This window comes from Amycolatopsis sp. CA-230715, from assembly GCF_018736145.1.
In the GTDB taxonomy this organism is placed as follows: Bacteria; Actinomycetota; Actinomycetes; order Mycobacteriales; family Pseudonocardiaceae; genus Amycolatopsis.
In genome coordinates this window covers 6418241-6443415 of record NZ_CP059997.1, presented here as the reverse complement: position 1 = coordinate 6443415, position 25175 = coordinate 6418241, and the positions used below count along the sequence as shown (strand labels likewise).

21 protein-coding genes are annotated in these 25175 nt (G+C 69.5%); 10 read left to right on the top strand and 11 right to left on the bottom strand.

Translation table 11 applies throughout. The features are described from left to right. Positions 1-6 precede the first annotated feature (6 nt). Positions 7-1752, top strand: coding sequence for a hypothetical protein (locus tag HUW46_RS30960; RefSeq protein ID WP_215542301.1), 1746 nt, complete (start codon positions 7-9; stop codon positions 1750-1752). Here the strand turns inward: HUW46_RS30960 and HUW46_RS30955 are convergent. Next, complete coding sequence (locus HUW46_RS30955; protein WP_215542300.1) at positions 1736-3760, bottom strand: hypothetical protein; 2025 nt, start codon at positions 3758-3760, stop codon at positions 1736-1738. The two genes, HUW46_RS30960 and HUW46_RS30955, sit on opposite strands and share 17 nt — an antisense overlap. A gap of 118 nt (positions 3761-3878) precedes the next feature. On the opposite strand from HUW46_RS30955, the gene HUW46_RS30950 reads away from it, so the two are divergent. The 5 genes from HUW46_RS30950 to HUW46_RS30930 all read left to right on the top strand — a co-directional run bounded on the left by HUW46_RS30950 (position 3879) and on the right by HUW46_RS30930 (position 10696). Beyond that, positions 3879-5099 (top strand): PucR family transcriptional regulator, encoded by a 1221-nt coding sequence (locus tag HUW46_RS30950; protein ID WP_215542299.1) that lies wholly within the window; start codon positions 3879-3881, stop codon positions 5097-5099. A gap of 209 nt (positions 5100-5308) precedes the next feature. After that, positions 5309-7639 (top strand): molybdopterin cofactor-binding domain-containing protein, encoded by a 2331-nt coding sequence (locus HUW46_RS30945; protein ID WP_215542298.1) that lies wholly within the window; start codon positions 5309-5311, stop codon positions 7637-7639. 8 nt (positions 7640-7647) lie between these two features. Next, positions 7648-8124, top strand: coding sequence for a (2Fe-2S)-binding protein (locus tag HUW46_RS30940; RefSeq protein ID WP_215542297.1), 477 nt, complete (start codon positions 7648-7650; stop codon positions 8122-8124). A 74-nt stretch (positions 8125-8198) separates the two neighbouring features. Then, positions 8199-9479 carry a DUF1800 domain-containing protein gene (locus tag HUW46_RS30935; protein WP_215542296.1) on the top strand — a complete coding sequence of 427 codons (1281 nt, stop codon included), beginning with the start codon at positions 8199-8201 and terminating at the stop codon, positions 9477-9479. Positions 9480-9484: 5 nt separating this feature from the next. Further along, entirely contained in the window at positions 9485-10696 is a 1212-nt protein-coding gene (locus HUW46_RS30930; protein WP_215542295.1) for a DUF1501 domain-containing protein, read from the top strand. On the opposite strand, the gene HUW46_RS30925 is transcribed toward HUW46_RS30930, so the two are convergent. Beyond that, a complete protein-coding gene (locus HUW46_RS30925) occupies positions 10657-11997 on the bottom strand; it encodes a sensor histidine kinase (protein WP_215542294.1) in 1341 nt (446 codons plus the stop codon). The two genes, HUW46_RS30930 and HUW46_RS30925, sit on opposite strands and share 40 nt — an antisense overlap. Next, entirely contained in the window at positions 11994-12677 is a 684-nt protein-coding gene (locus HUW46_RS30920) for a response regulator transcription factor (protein WP_215542293.1), read from the bottom strand. The genes HUW46_RS30925 and HUW46_RS30920 overlap by 4 nt, the downstream gene beginning before the upstream one ends. A 276-nt stretch (positions 12678-12953) precedes the next feature. Here HUW46_RS30920 and HUW46_RS30915 point away from each other — a divergent pair, with 276 nt between their 5' ends. The 3 genes from HUW46_RS30915 (at position 12954) to HUW46_RS30905 (ending at position 18492) form a co-directional block, all read left to right on the top strand. Further along, the gene (locus HUW46_RS30915) at positions 12954-14213 is read left to right on the top strand and encodes an HNH endonuclease signature motif containing protein (RefSeq protein WP_215542292.1); all 1260 of its coding nucleotides are present in this window, start codon (positions 12954-12956) and stop codon (positions 14211-14213) included. Positions 14214-15058: 845 nt separating this feature from the next. Further along, on the top strand, positions 15059-17101 hold the full coding sequence (locus HUW46_RS30910) for a M4 family metallopeptidase (RefSeq protein WP_442860996.1): 2043 nt from the start codon (positions 15059-15061) through the stop codon (positions 17099-17101). Positions 17102-17184: 83 nt separating this feature from the next. After that, positions 17185-18492 (top strand): M28 family peptidase, encoded by a 1308-nt coding sequence (locus HUW46_RS30905; RefSeq protein ID WP_442860865.1) that lies wholly within the window; start codon positions 17185-17187, stop codon positions 18490-18492. A 134-nt stretch (positions 18493-18626) separates the two neighbouring features. Here the strand turns inward: HUW46_RS30905 and HUW46_RS30900 are convergent, their stop codons facing one another. The 5 genes from HUW46_RS30900 to HUW46_RS30880 all read right to left on the bottom strand — a co-directional run bounded on the left by HUW46_RS30900 (position 18627) and on the right by HUW46_RS30880 (position 21512). Further along, complete coding sequence (locus tag HUW46_RS30900; RefSeq protein ID WP_215542290.1) at positions 18627-18809, bottom strand: hypothetical protein; 183 nt, start codon at positions 18807-18809, stop codon at positions 18627-18629. Continuing rightward, positions 18809-19675, bottom strand: coding sequence for a hypothetical protein (locus HUW46_RS30895; RefSeq protein WP_215542289.1), 867 nt, complete (start codon positions 19673-19675; stop codon positions 18809-18811). Before HUW46_RS30895 ends, HUW46_RS30900 begins: the two co-directional genes overlap by 1 nt. A gap of 112 nt (positions 19676-19787) precedes the next feature. Then, positions 19788-19964, bottom strand: a complete 177-nt coding sequence (locus tag HUW46_RS30890; RefSeq protein WP_215542288.1) for a hypothetical protein — start codon at positions 19962-19964, stop codon at positions 19788-19790. Positions 19965-20002: 38 nt separating this feature from the next. Continuing rightward, positions 20003-20560, bottom strand: coding sequence for a hypothetical protein (locus HUW46_RS30885; protein WP_215542287.1), 558 nt, complete (start codon positions 20558-20560; stop codon positions 20003-20005). Beyond that, positions 20550-21512 (bottom strand): alpha/beta fold hydrolase, encoded by a 963-nt coding sequence (locus HUW46_RS30880; protein WP_215542286.1) that lies wholly within the window; start codon positions 21510-21512, stop codon positions 20550-20552. Before HUW46_RS30880 ends, HUW46_RS30885 begins: the two co-directional genes overlap by 11 nt. Before the next feature lie 186 nt (positions 21513-21698). Here HUW46_RS30880 and HUW46_RS48465 point away from each other — a divergent pair, with 186 nt between their 5' ends. Continuing rightward, on the top strand, positions 21699-21896 hold the full coding sequence (locus tag HUW46_RS48465; protein WP_254125057.1) for a DUF2795 domain-containing protein: 198 nt from the start codon (positions 21699-21701) through the stop codon (positions 21894-21896). Here the strand turns inward: HUW46_RS48465 and HUW46_RS30870 are convergent, their stop codons facing one another. The 3 genes from HUW46_RS30870 to glgA are packed head-to-tail and all read right to left on the bottom strand — an operon-like array spanning position 21897 to position 25154. Continuing rightward, positions 21897-22754 (bottom strand): SDR family oxidoreductase, encoded by an 858-nt coding sequence (locus tag HUW46_RS30870; protein WP_215542284.1) that lies wholly within the window; start codon positions 22752-22754, stop codon positions 21897-21899. A gap of 41 nt (positions 22755-22795) precedes the next feature. Beyond that, the gene (gene glgC, locus HUW46_RS30865) at positions 22796-24013 is read right to left on the bottom strand and encodes a glucose-1-phosphate adenylyltransferase (RefSeq protein ID WP_215542283.1); all 1218 of its coding nucleotides are present in this window, start codon (positions 24011-24013) and stop codon (positions 22796-22798) included. Further along, positions 24006-25154 (bottom strand): glycogen synthase, encoded by a 1149-nt coding sequence (gene glgA / locus HUW46_RS30860; protein ID WP_215542282.1) that lies wholly within the window; start codon positions 25152-25154, stop codon positions 24006-24008. The genes glgC and glgA overlap by 8 nt, the downstream gene beginning before the upstream one ends. Positions 25155-25175: the final 21 nt, after the last annotated feature.

Sequence of the window (25175 nt, the reverse complement as noted above, 5' to 3'; positions counted from 1 at the left end):
CCGTTCGTGTCCGGCCCGCTCGCGCCTCGGTGGCGCACCGTCGCCAGCAGCCGGGCCGTACTGGCGGTGGTGCACAATGTGACCGCGGCCACGCGGTTGTTCGACGTGCTCCCCGTGTTCGCGGACGACCCGCGCGTCGAAGTCACGTTCACCTGCCCACGGTCCAGCGCATTCACCGCGGGCACCGACGAACACCTCGCCTCCCGCGGCATCCGGCTCATGCCGTGGGACGAAGCCGTGCGGTACCCGTTCGACCTCGCCGTGTCCGCCAGCTACGGCGGCGACCTGCATGAATTGCGCGCTCCTTTGCTGGTCGTTCCGCACGGAATGGGATACAATAAATTCTTGGAAACCGGAAACCGGAAACCGGAAACCGGAAACCGGAAACCGGAAACCGGAAACCGGAAACCGGAAACCGGAAACCGGAAACCGGAAACCGGAAACCGGAAACCGGAAACCGGAAACCGGAAACCGGTTTTCGGTTTGTCCTCTCCGTGGATCATGCACGAAGGTGAATTGGTACCCGCCTATATCGTGCTGTCGCACGGTGAACAGCTCGACCGGCTCCGGCTCGCCGTGCCCGAAGCGGCCGAATTCGCCGTGGTGGCCGGGGATCCGAGCCTGGACAGGCTCATCGCGAGCACGCCGCTCCGCGAAACCTACCGGCAGGGCTTCGGGCTCACGAGCACCCAGCGGCTCGTGCTGGTGTCCTCCACCTGGGGCGGGAACTCGTTATACGGTACCGATCCCGAACTCGTGCGAAGGCTCGCGCACGCACTCCCGTTCGACTCGTACCGGATCGCGATCGCGCTGCATCCGAATGTCCACGAAGGACACTCGCGCTGGCAGGTCGCCCGCTGGCTGAACGCCTGCACCAGGGCGGGCGTGCTCGTACTGCCGCACGAAGACCTGTGGCGGCAAGCGATACTGGCCTCGGACGTGGTACTCGGCGACCACGGCTCGGTCACGTTCTACGCCGCCGCCGCCGGGAAACCGGTGTTACTGGCCGCCGCACCGCACGACGACCTGGACCCGGAGTCACCGGTGCACCAGCTCGTGACCACCGCGCCTCGGTTCGATCCGAACGCGGACGCCGGTGGCCAGTTCGACCGCGCGGTGACCGAGCACGATCCCGGCCGGTACTTGCCGATCACCGAGCTCGCCACCGACCTGCCCGGCAAGGCGGCCACCGCGTTGCGCGAACTCTGCTACCGCGCGCTCGACCTGGCACCGCCGGCGCATCCCGCGCCACTGCACGTCCTCCCCGCCCCGGACCTGCCGATCCCGCTGCCGCGAGCGCGGCTGGCCCGCGTCGAAACGGTGCGCCACCACGCGAAGGCACTCGACCTCCGCCTCACCCGGCACGCCGTGGACACCCTGTACGACCCGACCTGGTCCGCGGAACCGGCCCAGCTCGTCGTGCACATCGACGAGCCGGAAGCGACGCTGCTCGAACTGGCCGACGTCGTGGTGCACGACGACCCTCGCGACGCGGGCAGGTGGCTGACCGAAACACTGCACGCGCTGCCGGGCTGCACGATCGCCGCCGCCGGGCTGCCGGACGGCTCGTGGCTGGCGGGAACCACCACCGCGCTGGTCGAAATCACCGGCGTCCACGGCGATCCGCACGCGCTGGTCTCGGCCGTCCACGAAGTGCTCACCGAACCGCACAAGCCGTTCCCCGACGAGGTCACGGTGACCACGGAAACCGGGGCGACCGTGGCCACCGGCCGGTTCAGCCTGCTGCGCTGAGCCGCTCGAGTACCGCGGCCGCTTCGGCGGTGAACCCCCTGAGCTGCCAGATTTCGAGCGCCTTCTCCCAGTTCTCCCGCGCGGCCGCGGTCTCACCGGCACGATCAGCCAGCTTGGCCAGTTCTTCCCACGCCCGAGCGTGTTCCCGGTGCTGCTTGGCGGCCTCGGCCTCCCGGACCACGGTGCGCAGCAGTTCCTCGGCCGCCGCCCGGTTTCCCTGCTCGCCAAGCTTGATACCGCGCCACAGGTCGACTTTGCGGAGATTGGCGGCATCCTCGGCGAACTCGGCTCGCGCGGCATCGAGCAACGCCAGCGCGCTATCCGGCTCGGAAACCTTGGCCAGGTGGAACTTCGCCATCGCGATCCGCCGCGCGACGCCGATCCGCTCGGCCAGCCGCAGGTTTCGCTGGAGCAGCCGCCGCGCCTCGTCCTCGGCACCTTCGTCAATCCTGATGAGCCCTGTCGATTCCTCGACGGTCGCCTGAGCCTCCAGCGACCCGGCTCGTTCCGCCGCTTCCCTCGCCTTGTCGAACGCCTCGATCGCTCGTGGCCAGTTCCGCAACTGCCGGTGGCCGAACCCGAGCTGGATGCCCAGCACCGCCCGCGCGAGATCGTCGCCCCACACCTGCGCGGCCTGGACGCCGAGGCCGTTGACCGCGACCATTTCGGTGGAGTATTCACCGGTCTCGTGCACCGGCCACAACGCCAAGCACAGCTGGACGACCACTTCCGGATCCTCGGCGGCGGCGACCGCGGCCGCGAGGTTGCCCCGTTCGACCTCCAGCCAGCGGAGCGCTTCCTCCTTCGGCACCGGCTCGAACCGGCCGAGCGAGGGCCACAGCGCCTCGGCCCAGCCCCGGCCGGGTTTCACCGCCTCGGCGCAGGCCAGCCCGCGCATCCGGTAGTGGATGAGCAGGGCCTCGGTGAGCCGCGGGCCGTCCTCCTCGGCCGCTTTGGCCGCCGCGTGCTCGGCGATCAGGCCGCCGAGCCGGTACCGCTCGTCGTCCTCTTCCTGCACCAGGCTCGCCCTGACCAGCTCCCGCATCGGTTCCGCGAGGTCTTCCGCGGACACCGCCGCGGCGAGCGCGCCAACGCCGACCGGATCGGCGCCCGGATGCGCCCCGATCGCCCGATAACACCGCCGCGCCAACGGTTCGAGCCGTTCGTAGGCGGTGTCGAACATCGCGGCGAGCGCCAGCTCGGCGAGCGGCCCCTTCCGTTCGAGCTGGCGAACGAGCCGCGAAACCGGCCAGTCGAACTCGTCGATCAGCGCGACGGCGACGTTCAGCGCGGTCGCCGAGCCACCGCAGAACCGCACCAGCCCGGTGACCGCCTCCGGCTCGGCCGCCACCTTGTCGCTCTCGAGTGCCCGTTCCAGCAGCGAACGGGCGGCCTCTTCGGAAAGCGGCTCCAGGCGCACGTGCTTGGCGGAATGCCGCGCCTGGAGCTGGGTGAGGCTGCCGACCTGCACGACGAGCGCGGCGGAACCGGGCCCGGTGGGCAGCAGTGGTTCGGCCTCCGCCGAGCGGAGCGCGTCGTCGATGATCACCGCGAGCCGCTTCTCGCTACTCCAGGTCCGCCACATCGCCGCCCGACCGTCCACACTGGACGGAATAGCGTCGCGGCCGTAGCCGACCGCGGTCAGCATGTCCGCCAACGCGGCTTTCGCCGAGCCCGCGCCGCCGAGCCTCGTGTAGAAAAGACCGTCCGGGTAGACGCTCTGGTGGCGATGGCACCACTCGGTGGCGAGCGCCGTCCGCCCGCTGCCCGGCGCGCCCCCGATCAACGCGGTGCGCAACCCGCCTTCCGCGCTCTCCGGCCGCAGGATCGTGTCCAGCCGCTTCAGCTGGCGTTCGTTGTTGACGTAGTGCGCGGCCTTGGCGCTCAACTGGTTCGGTGTCCGCGGTCGCGCGGGGCGCGTGCCGACGTAGACGTCGCCGTAGATCTTCCCGGCCTGGAGCAAAGACCCGGCTTCGCCCTTGAACTCGTTGTGGATTCCCTCGGCCACGAACTCTCCCCCGCCGAAACAATTCCGGACGTGCCGACCCTACCGCGACGCGGTGACAATCCGCACCGGGTTCCTCGCGCTCGGTTTCCCCAGCTCGCGTGTGCGATGCTGACCGGTCATGGACGATGGTGGCGCGCGGATCGCGGAGAAGCTGGCGACGAGCGTGCTCCAGCGCGTCCCGGCGCTGACCGACGCGCTCGTGCGCGTCATCGAGCAGCAGAATCCCGGCTACCGCCGCATGAACGTGGTGCCGGACGAGGACCTGTGGCGTTCGTGCCACGACAACCTCACGCGCGTGCTGCAGTTGCTGGCCGGGCTCGACCGCGCCGACGACGCCGACGCCGATTTCCACGACGCGGCGGACGCGACGGGACAACGGCGCGCGCGCCAGCGGCTGCCGCTCGACGACCTGTTGCGCTCCTTCCGCCTCGGCGGGCGGCTGGTGTGGCAGGCGCTGATCGAGCAGGCACGGCTCGAAGGCACCGAGGCGGAAGCGCTGGTCGAAGTCGCCACGCGGGTGTGGGAAGTGATCGACGCGCTGTCGGCCCAGGTCGCGGCGGCCTACCACGCGGCGGAGCGCCAGCTCGTGCGCGCGGACGAGCAGCGGCGCGCGGCGTTGTGGGAAGGGCTGTTGCAGGGCAGGGCGAAGGACGCCGCGTTCGCCTACGAAGCGGCCAGGATCGTGCGACTGCCGGTCGACGGGCCGTTCGTCGTGGTCTCGGCGGGCAGCGGGCACGTCACGGACGGCCTCACCGAGGCGCTCGGCGAACGGCTCGACGCGGCGGGCGTCCAGTCGGCGTGGCAGGCGCGGTCCGACATCCTCGTCGGCCTGCTCGCCCTGCCCAAGTCGACGCCGGTGTCCACGGCGGGAGCGGTGGCCGTGCTGCGCGAGCTGCTGGATGCGCCGGTCGGCATGTCGCTCGTCGTGTCGGGCCTCGCCGAGATCGACCTCGCGTTCCGGCAGGCCACGCTGGCCAGGCGCACGGTGCCGCCCGCGCACAACGGGTTCGCGAGCCTTTCCGACCGGCTGCCGGAGGCGCTGCTGCTCAGTTCGCCGGAGCTGACCGAGCCGCTCGTGCAGCGCTGGCTCGGCCCGCTGCTCGACCTCCCGGTGCGGGACCGGCGACTGTACCTGCACACGCTGCGGACGTGGACCGAGACCGCGGGCTCGACGACGAGGACCGCGGAAGCCCTGCACTGTCACCGCAACACGGTGATCAACCGGATCCGGCGGCTGGAGGACCTGCTGGGTCAGTCGCTCAGCGGCGACGACATCCCCATCGAGCTGGGACTCGCCCTCCGCGCACTGCCGTTCTTCCCCAGGGGCGCGCTCTCATGATTTACGAAAAGTTGTGCACTCTGCACAACCGGGTTAGCCCAAACGTAGGCACCGCGGTCGTAGCTTTGCGGTAGTGACCTGTGTAACACTCCGGCCCGAACAGGGGCGCACTCGCCGTGACGACACGGTGACGCGCCCGCCGGTCCCGACCCCGCCAAGCTCTGCCCCACCACGCTCTGGAGACAGCGCCGTTTCGAGAGGACCTTTTGATGGTCGAGCATCATCGCGCGCCCGAAACCCCCGAAGCCGAACCGGACGGGATGGGCCGCCGCCGCTTCCTCGGCTTCCTCGTCGCCGCCCCCACGCTCGCCGTCGCCGCGCAGGTCGGCGGCGCGGCGGTCGACGCGCCCGAGGCCGACGCGGCGATCCCGTCGCTCCCCCAGCCCGCCGATCTCTTCGACCTCGGCGATCTGCAGAACCTGGCCGCGGCACCGACTTCCGGCCTGATCTCGGTGCAGGTCAACGCGGACGGCACGGCCGCGTTCGCACTGCCGAGGGCCGAGGTCGGCCAGGGCATGACCACCGCGGCGGCGATGATGATCGCCGAAGAAATGGACCTGCCGCTGGAAAAGATCACGGTCACCCTCGCCGACGCGCGGCCGGAACTGCTGATGAACCAGCTCACCGGCGGGTCGAACTCGGTGCGCAGCATGTACACCGCGATCAGGACGGTGGCGGCGATCGCGCGCGAGCGGATGGTGGCCACCGCGGCGTCGCAATGGGGTGTGCCCGCCTCGCAACTCCGCGTCGACGACGGCATCGTTTCGCACGCCAACGGCAAACGCGCGCACTACGGCTCGCTGGCGCGCGCGGCGGCGGCCTCGCAGACCACCACGGTCACCGCGAAGCTCAAGGACCGCTCGCAGTTCAAGGTCCTCGGCACCCCGCGCAACCGGATCGACGCGCTGGAGGCGGTGACCGGCCGCAAGCAGTTCACGCTCGACCTCGACGTCCCCGACGCGAAGCCGACCATGGTCGCGCGCCCGCCGACGATCAACGGCACGCCCAAGGCCGTGCTGAACGCGGCGGAGGTCAAGGCGATGCCCGGCGTCACCGACATCGCGCCGATCACCTACGGGGTCGCGGTGCGGGCGGAGACGTTCGGCCAGTGCATCGACGCGATCCGCGCGCTGAAGGTGACCTGGGGCAAGGGCACGGTCGACGGCGAGTCCGACGAAACCGTGTACAAGAAGCTCAAGGCGGCGACGCTGCCGATGGTCGTCCCCGGCCTGCTGACCAAGTCGATCGACGCCGAGTTCACCTTCGCCTTCGCCAGCAACAGCCCGCTGGAGACCGGCAGCGCGATCGCCGACGTGCGCAAGGACCGCGCGGAGATCTGGTCGTGCCTGAAGGTGCCGATCGTGGCGCAGGAGGAGATCGCGGCGAAGATCGGCCTGCCGCAGAGCGCGGTGAAGGTGCACGTGACCACCGGCGGCGGTTCGTTCGGGCGGCACCTGTTCCACGACGCGGCGCTGGAAGCGGCCGAGGCGTCGAAGAAGATGGGCAAGCCGGTCAAGCTGATGTGGTCGCGCACCGACGACTTCCGGCAGGGCCGCACGCACCCGATGTCGGTGTCGCGAGTCCGCGCCACCTACGCGCTGGGCAACGTGGTCAGCTTCGAACAGCGGCACACCAGCGTGCAGACGGAGTTCAGCCACGGCCTCGGCGAGATGATCACCTCGACGGCCGCGAAGCTGCCGATCGCGGGGAACCTCAGCTTCGCCGAGTCGATCTTCGAACTGAGCCAGTCCTCGCCGTACAACTTCGGCGTCACCACGCAACTGCTCAACGAGATCCCGTTGAAGTTCAACACCGGCAGCATGCGGAACATCTACTCGCCGAACGTGGTGACCGCGGAAGAGCTCGTGGTGGACCAGCTCGCCGCGAAGATGGGCAAGGACCCGGTGCAGTTCCGCCGCGAGTTCCTCAAGGACGAGCGGCTGCGCGCCACGCTGGAGCGGGCGGTGCAGGTCGGCGAGTGGGGCAAGAAGCTCCCGGCGGGGATGGCGCAGGGCATCGCGCTGCACTCGGAGTACCGGGGCGCGGTCGCGGTGCTGATCGAGATCGACTGCCGCCCGGAAACGGTCAACCGCAAGGTGCGCGAGGGCGTCACCGGGCCGAGGGTCACCAGGGCACTGGTCGTGGTCGACCCCGGGTTCGCGATCAACCCGCGCGGGCTGGAGGCGCAGATGATCGGCGGACTCAACGACGGCATCGCGACGTGTCTGACGTCGAGTCTGCACATCAAGGACGGCATGCCGCTGGAAGGCAGCTGGGACAACTACTTCTACACCAGGGAGTGGAACACGCCGCTGGAGACGAAGGTCGTGATCATGCCCGACACGTCCTCGAACCCTTGCGGTGCGGGGGAACTCGCGGTGGCGCCCGCGTTCGCGGCCACCGCCTGCGCCTACGCGCGCGCGGTCGGGAAGATGCCGACCACCTTCCCGATCAACCACGGCACGATCAGCTTCGAGCCGATCCCGCTGTCACCGTCCACTCCGGCCTCGCCCACCGACGGCCTCGACCACGCCTTCTAGGAGTTCTTGTGCCCCAACACACTTTCAAGCTCAACGGCAAACAGATCACAGTGGACGCCGAGGACAGCGAGCGGCTGCTGTGGGTGCTGCGCGATCTGCTCGGCGTGAAGGGCCCGAAGTACGGGTGCGGGCTCGACGTCTGCAAGGCGTGCACGAGCCACATCAACGGCAAGGCCTTCAACCCGTGCTCGGTGCCGGTGTCGAAGATCAAGCCGGAAGACGAGGTCACCACGATCGAGGGCCTGCCCGCGACCGTCGGCAAGGACCTGCACCCCATGCAGGAGGCGTGGCTGGAGCTGGACGTGGCCCAGTGCGGTTATTGCCAGCCGGGTCAGATCATGGCCGCGGTCGCCAAGGTCAGGCAGGCGAGGGCGGCCGGGCACGAGATCGGCGACGACGATCTCGACGAGATCCGCAACATCTGCCGGTGCGGCACCTACGCCCGCATCCGCGAGGCCATCAAGCAGGGCGCGAAGGGCATGTGACCCCGCTGAAGATCGGCTGAAGAACCCACCGGCGCGCTTCCCGCCGCGTTCCGTGCTCGCCACCATCGAAGGTCATGGCGGCAATCACGGAACGCGGCGCCGTCCGCAGGCTCCACGACCGGTTCGGGTTCGGGCCGCGGCAGGGCGATCTCGACCGCGGGTTCGCCGAAACGCTCACCGGGCTGCTCGCGCCCGGCGCCGACGCGGGTCCCCCGCCACCGCAGCTCGGCCCGCCGCCGGAACGTCCCGGCAAAAAGGACGAGGCCGCGAAGAAGCAGGCCGCGGCACAACTGAAAGAGCAGGCGACGCAGGCTGTCCTGTGGTGGCTGGACCGGATGGTCACCACCGAGCACGCGAGCGCGGAACGGCTGACCTGGTTCTGGCACGGGCACTTCGCGACCAGCGAGCAGAAGGTGCGCAGCCCGCGGCTGATGCTCGCGCAGAACCAGACGCAGCGTGCGCTCGGCATGGGCAGCTTCACCGCGCTGGCGCGCGCGATGATCGTCGACCCGGCACTGCTGCTGTGGCTGGACGGCAACAAGAACAAGGCGGGCTCGCCGAACGAAAACCTGGCGCGCGAGTTCATGGAGCTGTTCACACTCGGCGTCGGGCACTACACCGAGGACGACGTGCGGGAGGCGGCCCGCGCGCTGACCGGCTGGTCCGCGGACCGCGACGCCACGACGGCGAAGCTGGTCGCGAAACGCCACGACACCGCGCCGAAGCGCATTCTCGGCCGTGACGGCGACTTCACCGCGCAGTCCTTTGTGGACCTCGTACTGGGCAGGCCGGAATCGGCGCCGTTCGTGCTCGGCCGCATCTGGTTCCGCCTCGTTTCTTCCTCGCCGCCGCCCGCCGACGTGCTGAACCGGCTCGTCGCCGCCTACGGCGCGAACCGGGACATCACCGCCGTGCTGAAGGCCATTGCCGCCGAACCCGCGTTCCGCGACCCGGCGTCGGCGCTGGTGAAGCAGCCGGTGGAATGGCTCGCCGGGCTCCTGCGCGCGCTCGGCGTCCGGCCTGGTTCGCTCGACGGCAAGGAACTGTTCGCCGGGTTGCGCGGAATGGGCCAGGTGCCGTTCGAACCGCCGAGCGTCGGCGGATGGGCCGCGGGCGGCGCGTGGCTGACGACCTCGGCTGGCGCGGCGCGGCTGCGGCTCGCCCGGCACGTCGCCGCGCACGCGGACCCCGGCGCCGTGGCTGGCGCGCGCGACCGGGTGGCCGCGGTCGGCGACCTGCTCGGCGTGGACGGCTGGTCGGAGCGGACGAAGAACGCGCTCGCCGGTGTCGCCGGGACCGTGCCGGATCTGATCGCGGTGGCGGCGTGCGCCCCCGAGTACGCAGTGAGCGGGTGAAGGACATGAACAAGCTGACCCGGCGGCGGTTCCTGGCCGCGAGCGGGGTGACGGCGGCGGGCGCGTTGGCGGCCGGGGCGACCCAGGTCGACTGGACCTCGCTGATGACGGCCGCGGCGCGGACACCGCTGGATCCGAAGGACGGCGTGCTCGTGGTCGTCACGCTCTACGGCGGGAACGACGGGCTCAACACCGTCGTCCCGGCCGGTGACAAGGCGTACCAGGACGCGCGGCCCGAACTCGCCTACCGACCCGACGAGGTGCTCGATCTCGGTGAGGAACTGGGCCTCAACCCCGGTCTGAAGGGGCTCAAGGGTTTGTGGGACGACAAGGCGCTCGCCATCGTGCGCGGCGCCGGGTACCCCAACCCCGACCACAGCCACTTCCGGTCGATGGCGATCTGGCAGACGGCGTCACCGAAGACCTCGGTGCCGACCGGCTGGCTCGGCCGGTGGCTCGACACCGCGGGCGACGACCCGTTGCGCGCGGTGTCGGTGGAACCCGTGCTGCCGCCGTTGCTCGCCGGTGCGGGTACCGCGGCCGCGTCGTTACCGGTCGGCGGCTTGGCGTTGCCGAAGGGCGCGCTCGGGAAGTCCTTCGAGGGGCTGGGGGCCGCTCAGCCGGACGAAGGATTCTGGCAGGCGAAGGCGGCCAAGTCCGTCGGGGATCTGCACAACGCGGTGCGCGTGCTCGGCGGCGCGGCGCACGACAAGGAAAAGAAGCAGCGTAAGGGAAAGCTGGCCGCGCAGCTCGACGTGGTCGCGAGCCTGATCGAAGCGGGTGTACCGACCCGCGCGTATTCGGTGTCGCTCGGCGGTTTCGACACGCACGCCGACGAGCGTGGCACGCAGCAGCGGTTGCTGACCGAATTGGACGGTGCGCTGACCCCGTTCGCGCGCCGGCTGGCCGGGACCGACCGCGGCAAGCAGGCCGTGGTGCTGGTGTACTCGGAGTTCGGCAGGCGGGTGCGCGCCAACGCCAGCCAGGGCACCGACCACGGCACGGCGGGCCCGATGTTCGTGCTGGGCAACGGGGTGCGGGGCGGGTTCCACGGCGAGGAGCCGAGCCTGACCGACCTCGCCGACGGCGATCTCAAGCAGACCGTGGACTTCCGCGACGTGTACGCGGCCATGCTGGAGGGTGTGCTCGGCACCCCGGCCGACCGCGTGCTGCCCGGTCACTCAGGACGACTCGACGGGCTGCTGCTCCCGGCTTGAGAGTCCGGCTTGGACAGTCCGTAAAGAACGAACGAAGCTCCGGCGGAGGGCTCGTAGCGGAGGTCGCCGCCGTGTGCGCGGGCGAACCCGCGTGCGATCGCGAGGCCGAGCCCGGATCCGCTCTGGCCGCGGGCGTCGTCGAGGCGCACCAGGCGGTCGAAGATCCGCTCGACGTCCTCGGCTGGCACGCCCGGCCCGGTGTCGGACACGACCACACCGGACTCGGTCACGGTGAGGGTCAGCGTGCCGTGCCCCGCCATCGCGCGCACGGCGTTGTCCACCAGGTTGGCCAGGATCTGGGTGAGCCGGTCGGAATCGCCGAGGACGACCGCGTCCGGTCCCGAGACCTCGACGGTGAGTTCGGGTGCGAGCAGGCGCGCCCGATCCGCCTGCGCCTGCGCGAGCGGCAGCAGCGCGACGGGCGCGGCGTCCAGCCGCACCCCGGCGTCGAGGTGGGCGAGGTCGAGGAGATCGCTCACCAGCTTGCCCGCCCGCTGGGACTCCCGCGCCAGCAACAGGTGCAGGCGTTCGGTGAGCGCCGGATCCGCGTCCGGTCCCTGCTGGAGCACGGCTTCGGCGGCCGCCTGCACGCCCGCGATCGGCGTGCGCAGTTCGTGCGCGGCGTCCGCGACGAACCGGCGCGTCCGCTCCTCCGACGCGCGTGCCGCCCGTTCCGCGCCCTCCAGCGCGTCCAGTGCGTCGTCGAACGCGCTCGCCGCCCTGCCCAGCTCGGTCTTCGCGCTCGACGGGGCCAGCCTGCCGCCGCGCCGCCCGGTCACGATCGACCGCGCCAACCCGGTCATCGCGTCCAAAGGGGACAGTGCGATCCGGACACCGACGAGCAGCGCGGCCGCGGTCACCGCGACCGCGGCCAGCCCGGTGAACAGCAGCACCCACCGCAGCGTCGATTCCGCACCGGCGACGATCGACTCGTCGGCGGTGAGCGTGAGCGCGGCGCCGTTGACCTGTCCCCGCCCGCTCAAGGTCGCCTTCACCTGGCGCAGCCTGGCCTCCGCCGGCCGGGGCGGCGCCCCGAAGACGGTGCCGTCGGTCAGCGTCAACCTGCCTTCGACGCCACGCGTTTCCACGCGCCGCACCAGGTTCTGCGGCGGCGCGCCCTGCTTGGCGAGCTGCTGCGCGAGCTGCACGCGCCCGGCGAGCAGGCCGTTGACGTCGCGTTCCGCCTGCGCGCGGAACACCGCGCTGACCACGAACCCGAGCACCACCAGCACCACCGCGAGCACCACCAGCGCGGTCGTGGTGACCCTGCGGTAGAGGGAGGTGGTGCGCAGCCCGGTCATCCGACGTCGCCCCGCAGCACATACCCCTGCCCGCGCACCGTGTGCAGGATCCGCGGCCCGTGCTGCTCGAGCTTCCGGCGCAGCGTGCTGACGTTGACCTCGACGAGGTTCTCGGCGTAGTCGTCGTACCCCCAGACCGCGGCGAGTATCTGCGTCTTGCTGAGCACGCGATCGCGGTGCGCGGCGAGGTGGCTCAGCAGCTTCCACTCGGTCGCGGTGAGGTCGATCCGCTCGCCGCGGTAGAGCGCCATCCCGGCCTCGGCGTCCACCACGAGATCGCCGATCTCCACGGTCGGCTTGGTGCGGCCGGTCCGGCGCAGCACCGCGGTCACCCTCGCCACGAGTTCGGCCAGCACGAACGGCTTGACCACGTAGTCGTCGGCGCCTTCACCGAGCCCGCGCAGCCGATCCTCCACCCCGTCCCGCGCGGTCAGCATCACCACGCCCGCCGCGGAATGGCGGCGGATCAGCGACAGCAGCTCGAACCCGTCCCTGCCCGGCAACAACACGTCGAGCACCACCAGATCGGGCCGGAACCCCACGAGGTCCTGCTCGATCGCTTCGCCGTCGGCGCGAGCACGCACCTCGAATCCGGCCGTGCCCAACGCGGCCTCCACCGAAACGCGAATCGCTTCGGCGTCCTCGACGAGGAGGATCCGCGGTGCTGTCCGGGAAGTCACCGGCCGAGTTTAGCCGTCGCGGCGGGCGCCGTGCTTGTCGACACGGCTGGTGGCGTCGCCGACGCTAGTGGCGGTTCAAAGAAGGCTTTGGACTGAAGGAGGTGGATGGCTTTTCGAGTCTGACTCCCGTTGCTTCGTTCGGTTTCCTTTCCCAGCTTCACCCTTCGCAACGCTGTTGCCGGAAACCCTTGTATGCCAACGTGTTTCGCGGTTGCGCCGCATGGTTCACCTGGATGGATCATCGAACATGCGAACGATCGGCGGTAGACTGGCAGGGTGTTCGAGACTTCTCCTTCCCTTGCGCCGCAGCAGGATGAGCTGTGGCGACTTGACGCGCGCGAGGTTGCCTCGCTGTTGCGGGAGGAGTTCGTGTCGTGGTGGCAGCAGGAAGCCCGTATCCACCGCATGATCGCGCACCTGGACAATGGCGGTGCCCGCGATCTGGGGTACACGAGTGTGGCCGGGCTGGTGGCCGACATCGCGCGGTGCACCGGACCTGAGGTGAAGAGGCTGGTGAAGCGGGCACTGGTGACCAACCCCGGTCAGGGGATCGATGGTACGGAAATTCCCGCGGCCGCGCCCCTTGTCGGCGACGCTGCCCGAGAGGGTGCGATCTCGCCCGAGCACGTGGACAAGATCGTGCGGGTGCTGGAGAAAATCCCCGCCACGACTCCGGTTGAGGATCGGGAGTTCGCGGAGCGGTCTCTTGTGGAACTGGCGCGGAAGGCGGGCACCTCGCAAATCTCCAAGCTGGGCAAGGAACTCCTCGGTTACCTCGACCCCGACGGCCCCGAACCCCGCGACACTCCCGAACCCACCCGGGCGCTGCACTTCCACCAGCGCAAGGACGGTTCAGCCAAGTTCGACGGCTACCTCGACCCCATCTCCGCCGCCAAAACCCTCGCCCTGCTCGACCCGCTCGCCCAGTCCCAACCGAACGACCCGTCCGGCAATCCGCTGCGGCGCGGGCAGGCCGAGCGGTACGGGGACGCGTTCATGGAGATGGTCGCCCTCGCCGCCAGTCACCCCGAATCGCCGAACCGCAGTGGCGGCCGGGCGGATCTGATCGTGACGATCCCCCTGGCCGACCTCAAAGCCGAGCTGGGCAAAGCCTGCCTGGACATGGTCACCGACATCACCGCCAGCGAAGCCCGCATCCTGGCCTGCGACTGCAGGATCATCCCGATGATGCTCGACGGCAAAGGCCAACCCCTCGAAGTCGGGCGGGCGAAACGTCTGGTCACCGAAGCGATCCGATACATGCTTGCCATGCGCGACAAAGGATGCGCGTTCCCCGGATGTTCGCGCGCGCCGCGTCATTGCGAGGCGCACCACGTCGTACCGTGGGCACACGGCGGCCTCACCGAGGTGGGCAATCTCGTGCTGCTATGCGGACACCACCATCGGCTGTTGCATCGTAGCGACTGGACACTCCGCATGGTCAACGGACTCCCCGAATTCACCCCACCCGACTTCATCGACCCCTGGCGAAGATCCCGAACCAACAGCCACACCGCCCAACCCCGCGCCGCCTAAGCAACTCCGCCGCCATCGGCGGCCCGGCAGTCGCTGTGTCCACAGCGGACTGATCGACGAAACCCCCGTTCTTCAGCCACTCCCGGGTGAAGGGCAGAACGAACGAGCCCGGTATTCGAACCGTGGGCGCCGAACCATTCTCGGCCCCCATCCGGCGAACGGCTCGGCGCAAACTCTCGATGCAGCGGCTCAGTGCGATCCCATCCTGGCCGGGCAGGTAATCAGGCGCACGATCATTGCGGTGAGCGAGTTGGCGGGGAGCTTGCTGCGCTGTCTGACGACCAGCGCCGCCAGACGGCGGCCCACCACCACGCGACCACCTCTCGCGCCCTCCGCCCCAGGCGGCCGAGGGCCCGCCGAATCACGCCCTCGCGAATCGAGGCCCCCGGTCGCCTTCGCGAGCCAGCGCCCAGCGCCTCGCTGACCGGCCAAGATGCGTCACGAACCTTGGCGATCAAGGAAAATTCGTAACCAGGATGACGCCGCCGCAGCATCGATGCACGTATTAGCAGAAGACCATACGAAAGTCGCTTCCAGCAGCTCCGGGGTGGAAAACCGCTGCTGTGCAAGTGTTTGCGGGGGCACTACGGATAAATCCGCAGGCCACCACTAGTCCACTCAGCGCATTGACGGCCCTCTTGCCGAATTCTTTACTCAAGCTCGTCCGAGGTCTCGTCCCCTGCACCTCCTCGGACGGTTCTCCCCCGCACACCGTGCTGCCCGGCGCGACGGCCCGTTTCCCCGTCTCGCCGGGCAGCGCGGCCTGCCTTGAACGAAAGGTATCCGCGATGACTCAGCGTGGACTGAGATCAGGCCTGGCTGCGATAGCCGGCCTGGCCATGACCATGGCGATGCCGGCGATCCCGGCCACCGCCGCACCGGCCGCACCTCCCGCACAGCCAGCCAGCCCCGAGGCCGCCGCCATCAGCGCGGCCGACCAGGCCGCGGCCATCGGCGTCGACAAGCTGAGCAAGGGCGCGAACGAGGCGTTCCACCGCCTCGGCGTCACCCCTGGTGGCGCGGGCCTGTTCTACGTGTCCTACGAGCGCACCTACCACGGCCTGCCGGTCATCGGTGGCGACGCGGTCGTGGTCGCCGACGGTGTCGGTCACGTCCGGGACACCAGCGCCGCGGCCACCGCCGACATCAAGGTGGGCACGAAGCCGGGAATCAGCGCGGACCGCGCCGCCTCCATCGCACGCGGCCAGCTGTCCACAGTGGACAGCGTGTCCTCGCCGAACCTCGTGGTGGTGGGCGGGGCCACCCCGAAGCTCGCCTACGAGGTCGTCGTCAAGGGCAGGGGCGCGAACCTGCCGAGTAACCTGCACGTCTTCGTCGACGGCGCGACGGGCGCCGTGCTGGACAAGCGCGACGACGTCAAGACCCTGGCGCCGCGCGCCACGGGCACGCCCGCGAGCACGCCGCCGGCGCCCTTGGGCAGCGGCAACAGCTACTACGTAGGCAACGTCACGATCGACACCACGGGCTCCGGCAGCTCGTACTCCATGCGGGACCCCGGGCGCAGCGGCATCAGCTGCGGGCGTGAAGGCGGCTCCGTGTTCACCGGCAACGACGACGCATGGGGCAACGGCTCCGGCACCGACCTCGAGACCGGCTGCGTCGACACGCTGTTCGCGGTCCAGCACGAGTGGAACATGCTCAAGGACTGGCTGGGACGCAACGGGATCGACGGCAACGGGCGCGGGTTCCCGGCATCGGTCGGCCTGAACGACGTCAACGCGTACTGGGACGGCTCGTCGACGCACTTCGGGCACTCGCAGGACAACCGGCGCCAGGCGACCTCGATGGACGTCGTCGGCCACGAGTTCGGCCACGGCGTCTTCCAGAACACCCCGGGTGGCGCGGGCTCGGGCAACGAGAACGGCGGCCTGAACGAGTCGACCGGTGACATCTTCGGCGCGCTCACCGAGTTCTACACGAACAACGCGAAGGACACCCCCGACTACGAGGTCGGCGAAGGCGTGAACCTGGTCGGCAAGGGCCCGATCCGGTACATGTACGACCCGTCGAAGGTCGGCGACCCGAACTGCTACTCGTCGTCGATCCCGAACACCGAGGTGCACGCCGCCGCGGGCCCGCAGAACCACTGGTTCTACCTGCTCGCCGAGGGCACCGCGCCGACCGACGGCCAGCCGACCAGCCCGACCTGCAACAACAGCTCGATCACCGGGATCGGTATCCAGTCGGCGGGCAAGATCTTCTACAACGCCCTGCTGAAGAAGACCTCATCGTGGCGGACCAGCTCGGCGCGCAAGGCCACCCTGGAAGCGTCGCTCACGCTGTTCCCCAACAGCTGCACCGAGTTCAACGCGGTGAAGGCCGCGTGGAACGCCGTCAGCGTGCCCCCGGTCAGCGGTGAGCCGACCACCTGCAACCAGCAGCCGGGCAAGAACGACTACTCGGTCAGCCTGAGCCCAACTTCGGGCACCGTGAAGCCGGGCGAGTCCGCGACGGTCACCGTGGGCACCACGACGACCAACGGCACCGCGCAGTCGATCAAGCTGACCGCCTCCGGGCTGCCCACCGGCGCGACCGCGAAGTTCGAGCCGGAGTCGATCACCTCGGGTGGCTCGTCGAAGCTGACGATCACCACCGCGGCCACCACCCCGAACGGGACCAGCAAGGTCACGATCAACGCGGACGGTGTCGAAGTGGACCACACCGTGCAGTACGACCTGACGGTCGGCAGCGGCAACCCGCCGACGGGCTGCGACGGCGTCGCGGCATGGGACGCCAACACGCTGTACGTGCCGGGTGACGTCGTTTCGCACAACGGTCACAAGTGGACGTCCAACTGGTACTCGGCCGGTTCCGAGCCCGGTTCGCCCGGTTCCTGGTACGTCTGGAAGGACTCCGGCGCCTGCTGATCACCCACTGACCACGGTGCGGCGGCGCTGACCCCGATCGGCGCCGCCGCACCGCTCCAACCCCGAACTAAGGAGCACTGATCGTGCGAGCTTTCAAGGGCTTCGCCGCCGGGATGGCACTGGCGCTGGGGCTGGGCATGGGGCAGGCGGTCGCGGCACCCGCGGCACCGGTGGCCCCCGCGCCGCACGCGGTCGCCGCGCCGGACATCTCACTCGCCAACGTCAGGGGGCACCTGAGCCAGCTGGAGACCATCGCGCGCCAGTACGGCGGCAGCCGCACCGCGGCGAGTGGCGGTTACGCCGCTTCGGTGTCCTATGTGGAGCAGAAGCTGAAGGAGGCCGGGTTCACCACCAGCCGCCAGACGTGCACGAGCTGCTCCGGGCAGAGCCAGAACCTGATCGCGGAATGGCCGAAGGGCGACGCGAACCAGGTGATCATGCTCGGCGCGCACCTGGACAGCGTCTCCGCGGGCCCCGGCATCAACGACAACGGTTCCGGCAGCGCGGCGATCCTCGAGGTCGCGCTGACGCTGGCGAAGACGAACCCCGAGATGGCGAAGCGCGTCCGGTTCGGCTGGTGGGCCGACGAGGAGTCGGGGCTGCGCGGCTCCCGGTTCTACGTCAACAACCTGCCGTCGTCGGAGCGGTCGAAGATCAAGGCGTACCTGAACTTCGACATGATCGCGTCGAGCAACTGGGGTCATTTCGTCTACGACGACGTGGCCTCGATCAAGGCGGTGTTCGACGAGTACTTCGCCACGCTCAACGTGCCGACCGAAGGGGACAGCGAGGGCGATGGGCGTTCGGACCACGCCTCCTTCAAGAGCGCCGGGATCCCCGTCGGCGGCCTCGCCACGGGTGCCGGTGACATCAAGTCCGCGGCGCAGCAACGAAAGTGGGGCGGCACCGCGGGTGCGGCGTTCGACAACTGCTACCACCGTTCCTGCGACACGCTGTCGAACCTGAAGGACGTCCCGATGGACCGCAACAGCGACGCGATCGCCTACGCGGTCTGGAAGCTCGCGGTCGGATCGTCGACACCGCCGGGCGACCGGGTCTTCACCAACAGCACGGCCTACCCGATCACCGACTACGGCACCGTGAACAGCCCCGTGTCCGCCACCACCGCCGGTGCCGCGAACTCGCCGGTGCAGGTGAAGATCACCGCCTCGCACACCTGCGCGGAGGACCTCCGGATCAGCCTGACCGGGCCGTCGGGGCGCAGCTACTCGGTCAAGCCGACCGGGAACGCGCCGTGCACGCAATTCGGCACGAGGGACTTCTCGGTTCCGGTGACGACCGAGAACGCGGCCGGTACCTGGACGCTCGTCGTCTACGACGCGTTCGCGGGCGACACCGGCACGCTCACCAGCTGGGCCCTCACCGTCTGACCCGAGGGGGAGGGAAAAGTCCCTGATGGCCACCATCGCGGCACAACACCGCAGCGCGAAGCGCTTCCTCAAGGGGCGGCGGTCGGGCGACGGGTGGGCGCGTGATGGTGGCCATCAGGGCGTCAAGGTGATGCTCAGCCCGCGGCCGAGATCACGATCGTCTGCACCGTCGCGTCGGTGACCGTGGGCACCATGAGCGAGGCGCTGGCCGACGTCACGTAGAACACCGGCGGAGCGTCTTCTCCGCTGCCGACCAGTCCTGGCGTCACCACGCCCAGGTGGTCGTTGGCGAAATCGGTGATCGTGTCGTTGCGCATCAGTTCTCCCTTTGCTCGGACGTTCGTTCTTCTTTCCCCACGCCCCGTTCCCGTGGCGTCGAGCGTGATTTGCGCTCGGAGAGCACGTGCAGGATGGCCGGGTGCGTCGCGCCGAAGGCGAGCACGAACCGGTTCAGCCCCATGAACTGGCCGATGCCGAGGTGGAACGAGGTCATCATGCCGAGGTACGCGCGCGCCGCGGGCAGCGGCAGCACGAACACGACCGGGAAGCCGAGTTCGGCGGCGATCGTGCTCCACGAAACGAGCTTGCCCAGCAGGGGAAACCGCGTGACGAGGCGGTGCACGCGCGGGTCGCCGTAGTTGCGGGTGCGGATGATGCCCTCGAAGGCCTCCCCGTGGAGCCAGACCGGGGACACCACTTTGACCAGACCCGACGCGACATAGGAGATTGTGGTCTCCAGCGCCAGCGTGCGCAGGGCGAGATCGCGCGCCTTCTCGCGGTCCTTGAGCGTGGCCGTGGCGGCGAACGTGACGTTGATGACCTGCTGCAACTGATCGGCGCCGTCGCCGCCGAACGGGTTGCGCGCGCGATTCGTGGCCCCGATCGCCGCGAGCGCCGCCGCGCCCGCGAACTGGACGCGACGCGAGCGCGGCCAAGCGATCGTGGCCGCCGAAGCCGCCGCCTGCGCCGCGTACAACCCGACGCTCGCCTTCTTCGACGAGAGCGCGTCGACGAGACGGGGAAACCGCTTCGCGAACTTCGGCTTGGTCTTACCGAGCTGTGTGCTGAGCAGCTCGCCCTTTTCGAACCGAGCGGACTGACTGAGCATCTCCAACGCCGAAACGAGGGTGCCCAGCGACGCCACCCGCCTGGCGACGACATCGTGCTGACGTCCGATGGCCATGGGTTTCCTTTACTGGAACGGAGAAGCCGCGGCGACGGCCGACGAACCCGACGCCGCGGCGCTCACCCCGCTCGCGCGACCACGGGAGCGACCGCGTGACCGGTTTCGAATGTCAGGAGTTTACGGCGAAAGTAGCGGGGATGTCGTTGAAAAAGCTGTCATAGAAATTGGTCAGGTAGGCTTGAGAGGTACAAAAATACGAGATCTCGTCATCGCCGGTAGAAACGAACCCGGGCGACACTGAAGGCAGGTTCTCGTTGGCATAGGTCGCCACGACATCGTTGTGCATCTTCTCTCCTTAACGGACCGATGTATCCATCAATATTTTCATTCACAAAGCTCCCGTTTGACGTCGTCGAGACCGATCTCTCGCGAAGCGAAAACGGGAATTATTTCCAGATCGTCGCCGCGGGACGGGAACGACTCCATCAGCAGGAACTGCGTCGCCTCGGCGACCGGGTCGTGCGGGAGGTGCTCGCGTACGTATTCGGCGAGGAATCCGTAGCCGAAGGACTTCTCGATGCGGTCGAGGTCGCCGCGGACGGTAGCCGCGAACGTTGTGATGGACTGCAGCGAGTCGAACAGCGCCTTCGGGCTGCGATTGCGCGCGTTCCACACCAGCGCGTACCAGGGCCGGTCGCCGGTCACCGGGACCTGCTCCCACGGCGTCGCCCCCGAGGCCGAGACGTCGCGGTAGAGCAGGTGCACGTCCTTGGTCCCCGGGTTCGGCCCGAAGAACCGCCAGTTGGGCACCGGGATCCGCCACGCGCCCTTGCCGAGCAGCCCGTCGAACCGGGTGTCCGGCAACTGGCCCGCCGCGGTGACCACCAGCCACGTCGCCAGGCCCGTGGTCACGGCCGCGGTCTTCCACCGCTCACCGCGCATCGCGCACCTCCTCCACCTCGGACCGCATACCGGCCGCGATCACCCGCACGACCTCCGCGGCGTGCTCGCGCGTCGCGACGACGGACTCGTGTTCCGCGTCCTGCACGAAGTGGTGTTCGGACTCCGTGGAAAGATCGAGCAGCTCCGCCTGAGCCGACCGGTGCGCCGCCGAGCTGGCGAGCCCGTTGGACACGGTCACCACGTCCATCGGCACGCCAACGTCGCCCAGCTCGGGAAAGTCCTGCGACGCCCGGTATTCGCGGTGCGCGGTCGCCCACGACCGGTACTCGCTCAGGAACGCGCGATGGGTTCGGTTCACCTCGTCGGCGTAGGTGCGCCGCCGGTTCGCGGCCGGTCTCAGCGCGCCCAGCCCGGTCAGCGCGAAGATCCGTTCCAGCACCATCGTCTGGCGTGCCCAGCGGTCGGGCGCGCTTCCCGCGGTGCGGTGCACCTGCCGGATGTTCGTCGAATCCACCAGCACCAGCCGCCGGATGCCGCGGTCGGTGCCGCGGTGGAACGCGGCGTATGCCGCCGCGAGGTAGCCGCCGAGCGAATGGCCGACCAGCACCACGGGGCGTTCGGGGAAATGGGCGTTCCGCAGCTCGTCGAGGAGATCGAAGTGCTCGCGGAGGGCGAACTCGGGCCGCGGGGTGCTGAGGCCGTACCCCGGCCGGTGGTACCGGAACCACCCGGCGTCGCCGGGGAGTTCGGCGCACACCCAGTCCCAGTACTCGTGCGGCATGCCCAGCCCGGCTTCGAGCAGCACGACGTAACGGGCGTCGTCCGGCAGATGCGCGGCGAACTCCACGAGCGTCCCGTCCGCACGCCGGTGCACCGGGTAGCGCCGCTTCCGGTCGCGCCTGCCGGACCGCCGGGTGAGCACACCGGTGGCGGCACTGAGCCCCAGCAAGACCGACAGCCCGGCGGCCACCTGCCGTTCCAGTGCGGACACCGTCAGACCACCGAGCCGAAGGACATGGTTTCCCTTTCGCCGAGCCGTAAAGCTGTCGTCGACGGCAAGTTAGCAGCGCTTTGCCGCGCACCGGATCCATCATTTTGCTGGTCTCCCCGTGCCCGGTTGGGACGGTGCCGTTCCGGGTACCCCAGGTGGCGTAGCCACCCGGATACGGAGGACCACGTGCGGAACTACCAGGACTTCCTCACCGATGTCGAATACCCTTGCCGGCGCGACGAAATCCTGCGCAGGGCCGCCGCGAACGGTGCCGGGGACAACGTGCTCGGACGGCTGAGCACGTTGCCCGAACGGGACTACGACTGCCTCGACACCGTCCACAGTGAACTCAGCGAGGAGTTCGGCAGGGAGAACCGCGGCTGATCAACCACCAGGGGTCGTCTCGCCGCCGAGCGCGGCGAGCACCTCTCCCGTGTAGTAGCCGGAAAGCTGGTTCGACGCCAGGAAGACGTAGGACGGCGCCAGGTCGTCGGGATGCGCCGCCTCCCCGAACGGCACCTGCAGGCCGAACTTCTCGACCTTTTCCGGCGGGAAGGTGGCCGGGATCAGCGGTGTCCACACCGGACCCGGCGCCACGCAGTTCACCCTGATCCGCCGGTCGGCGAGCGCCTGTGCCATCGCGTAGGTCCAGGCGTGGATCGCGCCCTTGGTCGCGGAGTAGTCGATGAGGGACTTGTTGCCGCGCAACCCGTTCACCGAGCCGGTGTTGATGATGACGCTGCCGTCGCGCAGATGCGGCAGTGCCGCCGCCGTCACGCGGAAGTAGCTGTGGATGTTGACGTCGAAGGTGTGCATCCACTGGTCCTCGGTCAGCTCCTCCGGCGAATCCACCGGCCACTGCGTCGCCGCGTTGTTGACCAGGATTTCGAGCCCGCCGAGGAGCCGCACGGTCTGCTCGACCACGTCCCGGCAGTGCTCACCGCCCGCGAGGTCCCCTGGCAGCAGCACGCACTGCCGCCCTTCCGCGCGCACCAGCCCCGCGGTGCGCTCGGCGTCGGAGTGCTCGTTCAGGTACGCGATCGCGATGTCCGCACCCTCCTTGGCGAACGCGACGGCCACCGCGCGCCCGATACCGGAGTCACCGCCGGTGATCAACGCCCGCAGCCCGGTGAACAGGCCGCGGCCGACGTACCCCGTCATCCGGTCACGCGGCCGGGGATCCATCTCCTCGCTGGTCCCCGGCGGATCCTGCTGCTGCGGCGGCTGGTTTCGGTCGCTCATGAGCCCCGGTTACCCGGACCGCCGAGCCGCGAAACGGGACCTCAGATCGCGCGGGCGCCCTTGCCCAGTACGACGATGCCGCCTTCGCTGACGTGGTAGTGCTCGCGGTCGCGCGCCAGGTCGACGCCGATGTGCGCGCCGGGTGGGACGACCACGTTCTTGTCCAGGATCGCCCGGCGTACCACGGCGCCCTTGCCGACGCGGACGCCGTCGAGCAATACCGAGCCTTGCACCACGGCGCCGTTTTCCACGTAGACGTCCGGGGAGAGCACCGAATCGACCACCTGCGCGCCGGAGATGATGCAGCCGTTGCTGACGATCGACTGGTTCGCGGTGCCGCCTTCGACGAACTTCGCGGCGGCGCGTTGCGCGGGGTGCGCGAGTATCGGCCAGCGCCGGTTGTACAGGTTGAAGATCGGGTAGGTGGAGATCAGGTCCGTGTGCGCGTCGTAGTAGCTGTCGATGGTGCCGACGTCGCGCCAGTACCCGTGGTCGCGTTCGGTTTCGCCGGGCACCTCGTTGCCGGTGAAGTCGTAGACGTGCGCCTGGCCGGTTTCCACCAGCGCCGGGATGATGTCGCGGCCCATGTCGTGGTGCGAGGACGGGTTCCGCGCGTCCTTTTCCAGCGCGTCGAGCATGACCTGCGTGGTGAACACGTAGTTGCCCATGGACACATAGGACTCACCTGGCGAGTCCGGCAGGCCGGGCGGGTCCGTCGGCTTTTCCAGGAACGCGTCGATCGCCGAGCCGTCGGCCGTCTGGATCACGCCGAACGAACTCGCCTCCTCCCGGCGCACCCTGATGCCCGCGACGGTGACGCCCGCGCCCGCTTCGATATGCGCGTCGATCATCTGCCGCGGGTCCATCCGGTAGATGTTGTCGGCGCCGAACACCGCGATGTAGGCGGGCTGCTCGTCGTGCACCAGGTTCAGGCTCTGGTGGATCGCGTCGGCGCTGCCCTGGTACCAGCGCGGCCCGAGCCGCTGCTGCGCGGGCACCGGCGTGACGTACTCACCGGTGAGCGAGGACAGCCGCCAGGTGGTGCTGATGTGCCGGTCGAGCGAATGCGACTTGTACTGGGTGAGCACGCAGATCCGCCGGACGCCGCCGTGCACGAGGTTCGACAGCACGAAGTCCACCAGCCGGTGCACCCCGCCGAAGGGCACCGCGGGTTTCGCGCGGTCCGCGGTCAGCGGCATGAGCCGTTTGCCCTCGCCGCCCGCGAGGACGATGCCGAGTACGTCGGATCCGTCAATCACGAAGACCTCCGTAGATACCGGCCGTCCGCTCGGCGATCGCGGCCCACCCGAACTCCCCGACCGCGCGCGCACGCCCGGCCGCCCCCATTTCGGCGGCCCGTCCCGGATCGCCGACCAGCTCGTTGATCCCGGCCGCGAGCCCGGCTTCGAACGCGGCCGTATCGTTTTCGTCGTAGTGCACGAGCAGACCGGTCTTCCCGTCCTCGACGACCTCGGGGATACCGCCGACATCGCTCGCGACGACCGCCGTGCCGCACGCCATCGCCTCCAGGTTCACGATCCCCAGCGGCTCGTAGACCGACGGGCAGGCGAACACCGCGGCGTGCGTCAGCAGGCGCACGACCTCGTCGCGCGGCAGCATCTCGGGGATCCAGTGCACCCCGGTCCGGTTCCGCTGCAGGTCGGCGACCAGCCCGCGGAACTCGACGTCCAGCTCGGGCGTGTCCGCGCCACCCGCGCACAACACGAGCTGGGTGCCTTCGTCGAGCGCGGCGCCAGCGCGGACGAGGTGCGGCACGCCCTTCTGCCGGGTGATCCTGCCGACGAACAGCACGTACGGCCGATCGGGATCGATGCCGTGCTTCGCGAGCACGGCCGGGTCTTCGCGGGGCTGGTAGAGCGCGGTGTCGATCCCGTTGTGGACGACGTGCACGCGGTCCGGCGCCACCGCGGGGTAGGCGTCGAGGACGTCCTGGCGCATGCCGCCGCTGACCGCGATGATCGCGTCCGCGGACTCGTACGCCTCGCGCTCGATCCACGACGAGATCCGGTAGCCGCCGCCGAGCTGCTCGGCCTTCCACGGGCGCAGCGGTTCCAGCGAGTGCGCGGTCACCACGTGCGGGATGCCGTGGTGCAGCTTCGCGAGGTGCCCGGCGAGGTTCGCGTACCAGGTGTGGCTGTGCGCCAGCTCGTGGCCAGACAGCGCCGCCGCCATGGACACCGCGATGTCCATCGTGGAGAACGCGGCCTCGGCGTAGCCGTGCGCGTCGGTGTGCCCGTGCGCGCCGTCGCGGTCCGCGCCCCAGCAGTGCACGTCGAGATCGACGAGCGAGCGCAGTTCGCGGGCGAGGAATTCGACGTGCACCCCGGCGCCGCCGTAGACGTCCGGCGGGTACTCCCGGGTGAGCAGGCCGATCTTCATGTCCCGCACCCTACGCACTCA

Coding starts and splice junctions, on each gene's coding strand:
- HUW46_RS30895 (WP_215542289.1), bottom strand. CDS start 19,675: ATGGCCATCGGACGTCAGCACGATGTCGTCGCCAGGCGGGTGGCGTCG.
- HUW46_RS30890 (WP_215542288.1), bottom strand. CDS start 19,964: ATGCACAACGATGTCGTGGCGACCTATGCCAACGAGAACCTGCCTTCA.
- HUW46_RS30930 (WP_215542295.1), top strand. CDS start 9,485: ATGAACAAGCTGACCCGGCGGCGGTTCCTGGCCGCGAGCGGGGTGACG.
- glgA (WP_215542282.1), bottom strand. CDS start 25,154: ATGAAGATCGGCCTGCTCACCCGGGAGTACCCGCCGGACGTCTACGGC.
- HUW46_RS30925 (WP_215542294.1), bottom strand. CDS start 11,997: ATGACCGGGCTGCGCACCACCTCCCTCTACCGCAGGGTCACCACGACC.
- HUW46_RS30900 (WP_215542290.1), bottom strand. CDS start 18,809: ATGCGCAACGACACGATCACCGATTTCGCCAACGACCACCTGGGCGTG.
- HUW46_RS30935 (WP_215542296.1), top strand. CDS start 8,199: ATGGCGGCAATCACGGAACGCGGCGCCGTCCGCAGGCTCCACGACCGG.
- HUW46_RS30885 (WP_215542287.1), bottom strand. CDS start 20,560: ATGCGCGGTGAGCGGTGGAAGACCGCGGCCGTGACCACGGGCCTGGCG.
- HUW46_RS30870 (WP_215542284.1), bottom strand. CDS start 22,754: ATGAGCGACCGAAACCAGCCGCCGCAGCAGCAGGATCCGCCGGGGACC.
- HUW46_RS30950 (WP_215542299.1), top strand. CDS start 3,879: ATGGACGATGGTGGCGCGCGGATCGCGGAGAAGCTGGCGACGAGCGTG.
- HUW46_RS30910 (WP_442860996.1), top strand. CDS start 15,059: ATGGCGATGCCGGCGATCCCGGCCACCGCCGCACCGGCCGCACCTCCC.
- HUW46_RS30945 (WP_215542298.1), top strand. CDS start 5,309: ATGGTCGAGCATCATCGCGCGCCCGAAACCCCCGAAGCCGAACCGGAC.